General features: G+C 40.6%; 5 protein-coding genes. All 5 read right to left on the bottom strand.

The features are described from left to right. Positions 1-827: FUSC family protein (locus K6G87_RS07255; RefSeq protein WP_296835403.1), on the bottom strand; the 827-nt coding region annotated here is incomplete at its 3' end. A gap of 7 nt (positions 828-834) precedes the next feature. Beyond that, entirely contained in the window at positions 835-1,656 is an 822-nt protein-coding gene (locus K6G87_RS07250) for an amino acid ABC transporter permease (protein WP_073387608.1), read from the bottom strand. A gap of 1 nt (position 1,657) precedes the next feature. Further along, positions 1,658-2,374 (bottom strand): amino acid ABC transporter permease, encoded by a 717-nt coding sequence (locus tag K6G87_RS07245; protein WP_296835400.1) that lies wholly within the window; start codon positions 2,372-2,374, stop codon positions 1,658-1,660. A 16-nt stretch (positions 2,375-2,390) separates the two neighbouring features. After that, positions 2,391-3,293 carry a transporter substrate-binding domain-containing protein gene (locus tag K6G87_RS07240; RefSeq protein WP_296835398.1) on the bottom strand — a complete coding sequence of 301 codons (903 nt, stop codon included), beginning with the start codon at positions 3,291-3,293 and terminating at the stop codon, positions 2,391-2,393. Positions 3,294-3,321: 28 nt separating this feature from the next. Beyond that, entirely contained in the window at positions 3,322-4,044 is a 723-nt protein-coding gene (locus K6G87_RS07235) for an amino acid ABC transporter ATP-binding protein (protein ID WP_167562714.1), read from the bottom strand. Positions 4,045-4,387 lie beyond the last annotated feature (343 nt).

Here is a 4,387-nt window from a genome sequence, read left to right as displayed (position 1 = left end):
GTAAAGATATTGAAGCCGCGTTCCTTAATAAAGTCCTCGATGCTATTAGCATGCTTTGCAGAAATGATATAGACCTTGGGGTATCTGTTTTCCTTGATATCATAAAGGATGGCGCCATCCATGGCTATGACAGGAAGAACTGGTTTTACATCCGGCATACCTTCAAGAAAGCCTGCAGGTGTGCGCAGAGTCATGAAAGTTAGTTTCATCCCCTTTTCAAGCATACCTCCTATCCTGATTTTTCCAAAAGATGTGACTCCTCCCATAGAATCATCCATTGACTTATCAAGATCAGCTATAAATAAAGTCTCCCTGTCAATCCGTCCGTGGATATAGATGGAATTAAGAATCAGTCCGACAAAAATACCTATAAGCGTATCCAGCGATCTGTTGGCTACAAAGATATAGGGATTTTCATCCATTAAGTGATTTACAACAATACTTAAAAAGACAACGCAGGAAAAGTATGATGCTTTCTTTTGCTTTAAAACTACTGTTGTGTATATTATTGGTATTAAAACCATAGAGATAATAAAGTAGTGTAAAAAGCTGTCACCGATTCCTTTTATCTGCCCTTTTATAAGAATATAGATAAGACCGTATAAAGCGCCGATTCCAGTTCCTACTGTTCTTTGAAGTGCATTCTGTACTGTATTTTTGGACTGGTTCTGTATGCACCAAAGGACTGCAAGCGCTGAATAAAAAGGCGTCCCCTCTTTTCCCCTTAAGAAGTAGATCGCAAAGCAGATCATAACCCCAAGTGCAGACTTGATAATACGCATTCCGATATGTGGTAAGCGCGGCAGTTGTATCATCCCTTTTTCCATACTTTATTTAATCTTCCTGAAGCCTATTTATCATTGCTACAGCCTTTTTCGAATCTTCTTTAATAAATGACTTCTTCGTAACCTTTACCGCCACTGATTTCTTCTGCATCTTCCTGACTGTCATAGAGATAGAGAAATTGATGACAAAATAGATGGCAGCAGCAAGTCCGAACAAAACGAAAACATCTGAAACGTTGATGGAATTAAGCCCGTTGTACCTGTTCGCTGCAGACAGGACCTGCTTGGTCCTTGCCATAAGCTCTATTACTGCAACATTTGCTAGGAATGAGCTGTCCTTGATGGTAGTGATGACCTGGCTAAGAAGTGTTGGAATAATAGCCCTGAATGTCTGAGGCAATACAATGAATCTCATGATCTGCACCATGGAAAAGCCCTGTGACTGGCCTGCCTCGATCTGTCCGCTTGCAACAGAGTTAAGTCCTCCTCTTACGATCTCTGCTATGACCGCTGAAGTATACAGAATAAGCGCAACGCAGGCTTTAAACATGAGCTTATTATTAACAGAAGAAAGTCCAAACATTTTCCTGTCCATAAATCCCGGAGCCGGGCAAAAGACTACGCAGATGAATATCCAGAATAATAGCGGAGTATTCCTGAATAGCTCTATATATGCAACAGATATAAACTTTATGATCCTTACCTTTTTAGTCACCAGGTAATTTCTCATAAGGGCAAGTACTGTTCCAAAGACTATACTAAAAAGCACAGCAATTATAGAAATGATAATTGTAAAAAGAACTCCCTGAAATATGAACTTTATTATTGCCGGATTTTCCAGTATTGACAGGCTTCCACTTAAAGTATCCATGTCATGCCTCCTTTACAGTACTTCTTTGAAACACTCTCTGATCTCTTTTCTTAAGAGATGATTCCCACATAGTTGCAAATGTTGACAGAGGGAAACATATCAGGAAAAAGATCACACCGCATACTATATACGCGGGGGCATAGGAGCCGCCTGTATTTTCACCTGTAACAAAACTGTATGTAAGTGATAACAGGTCAGCTCCTCCAACAATATAAAGACAAGATGTATTCTTTATCATGTTGACGATAACATTGGTCATAGGTGGTAGGATAACCTTGATACTTTGAGGAATGATTATGTAATACATCTGACCGGCATATCCAAATCCCTGGGCTCTGGCGGCTTCAAACTGTCCCTTTGGAACTGACTCGATACCTGCCCTTATAACTTCTGCCATGTAAGCACCAGTATATATACCAAGTGCCAGTATTCCAGTTACGATTATTCCAGGGCTGTGTCCTGAAAATGCCAATGCATAGTACAAAAAGCACATCTGCAAAAGAACCGGTGTATTCTGTATTACCTCTACATATACCCTGCTTATAAATTTCAGTACCTTTTTACTACTTGTTGCCATAAGCCCGAAGATGATACCAAGGGCAAGGGCAAGAAGTAACGCTACCAGCGCAGTTCGTAGTGTATTAAAAAGGCCAAGGAGGAAAGTCCCCCTGTATATCCATATCTTAGTCCAGGCTCTAGCAGAAAATAATCCTGACATTACCGGTCCTCCATTCTTAATCCAATCCGTTTTCAGAGATCAGAGTATCAATTGTTCCGTCGCCCAGATCTTCTTTTACCAATTCTTCAGCAACTTCTGAAAGTCCTGAACCTTTAGTAGTTGCAATGCCGTAATCCTGTGGAGCAAACTCTGCTTCGATATAAGATCTGCCCTCTGTCTTGTAGATTGCAAGGATTGACTTATCAACGCAGAATGCATCTACTTCTCCGGCGCTAAGTGCTGTTGAGATAGTTGGATAGTCATCATACTGCTGGAATGAAACGCCTTCAGTCCATGTTGCAGGATCAAAGCTTTCTTCATCGAATCCGTCGCCACTTATAAGGCCTTCCTCGATCATGGCTTTTACAAGGGACTTAGCTGAGGTTGAACCTGAGGATACGCCTACTGTTGTACCTACGATATCGCTTAAAGTCTTGATGCCTGAAGCATCTTCTACAAGTACGCTTACGTAGTCCGTATAATATGGTGTGGTGAAATCCCAGCTCTCTTTTCTCTCATCTGTGATAGTAAATGTTGCAAGAACGCAGTCGATATCTCCTGAATCAAGAAGCTCTGTTCTTGTAGCTGCAGTTACTGCAGTGAATTCAACTTCAACTCCGAGCTTATCTGCAAGTTCCTTGGCAAGTTCGATCTCCATACCGGAATATTCTCCTGTAAGAGGATCCTCGTATCCAAATCCAACAACTGCATTCTTAACACCTACTCTTAATACTCCCCTGTCTATAATGGCCTGTACATCTTCAGAATATGAGCCCTCGGAAGGTTCGCCAGCAGTTGGCGTTGCCGGTGTATCTTCTGAAATAGAAGCTACATCTGAAGCTGAATCTGCTCCGCCGCAGGCTGCAAGCATCACTCCCATAATTCCTGCCATAAATGCACTAAGTAATCTTTTTTTCATAATTTTATCCTCCTAAAAATAATCTTTTTTATCGTATTATCTTGCCCAAAAACTGCTTAACGCGGTCACTCTTGGGACTTGTAAAGAAGTGTTCCGGAGTTCCTGACTCAATGATCTGTCCATCCTCCATGAATATCACTCTGTCTGCGACCTGCCTTGCAAAGCCCATCTCATGGGTAACTACGACCATGGTTATGTTTTCCTTTGCAAGCTTTATCATTACATCGAGAACTTCCTGAATAGTCTCAGGATCAAGAGCTGATGTGGGTTCGTCAAAAAGGATGATCTTACTTTGTGAACAAAGAGCTCTTGCTATGGCGATCCTTTGCTGCTGACCTCCTGACAGAGTTGTTGGATATACTCCAGCCTTATCTTTAAGTCCAACAACATCAAGATAATGATATGCAAGTTCTTCAGCGTCCTTTTTTGATTTATGATGAAGCTTCATGGGTGCAAGCGTCAGGTTCTTTAAAACAGTCATGTGCGGATAAAGATTGAACTGCTGGAAGACCATTGATGTACTGTCACGGACAACCTTAGTCTTGTTCTTATGTGTAAGCTCTACTCCGTCAATATAGACATGCCCGCTTGTGGGCGTTTCAAGGAAGTTCATACATCTTACGGTTGTTGATTTACCGGAGCCGGACGGGCCTATGATAACGAGCTTTTCTCCTTCTTTAACTTCAAGATTCACATCTTTTAATACATGCAGATCTCCAAAGCTTTTATTTACATTTTCAAGCTTTATCATTGCCATATGATCTTCCTCCAAAAAACGGCGCTTCGGTACAGTACCGAAACGCCGTCGTCTCAAAATAGGTATAGAATTAGGAATAAAAAAAAGGGCGCTTTGATTCATTTAATGAATCAAAACACCTTCGTCTTGTATACAAGTATACTGTTTATTTTTGATTTGGCAAGACCTAATTTAATACTTTTTAAAATGATTAATTTCGCTACAGTAATCAAATCTATGTTTAGTTAAAATATATCAAACATTTATAAAAAGCAAAAAGCTCCCCGGCAATCCATTTTTAGTTTAAGTTTGAACACTAGCGATCACTTGATAATCATCTTCATCAAAGATTACCAGA

Source organism: Butyrivibrio sp. (assembly GCF_024699075.1).
This window is presented reverse-complemented; position numbering and strand designations above follow the sequence as displayed.

Bases quoted from the DNA above. Each gene is read 5' to 3' on its own strand.
- K6G87_RS07245 (WP_296835400.1), bottom strand. From the start codon at position 2,374: ATGTCAGGATTATTTTCTGCTAGAGCCTGGACTAAGATATGGATATAC.
- K6G87_RS07240 (WP_296835398.1), bottom strand. From the start codon at position 3,293: ATGAAAAAAAGATTACTTAGTGCATTTATGGCAGGAATTATGGGAGTG.
- K6G87_RS07235 (WP_167562714.1), bottom strand. From the start codon at position 4,044: ATGATAAAGCTTGAAAATGTAAATAAAAGCTTTGGAGATCTGCATGTA.
- K6G87_RS07250 (WP_073387608.1), bottom strand. From the start codon at position 1,656: ATGGATACTTTAAGTGGAAGCCTGTCAATACTGGAAAATCCGGCAATA.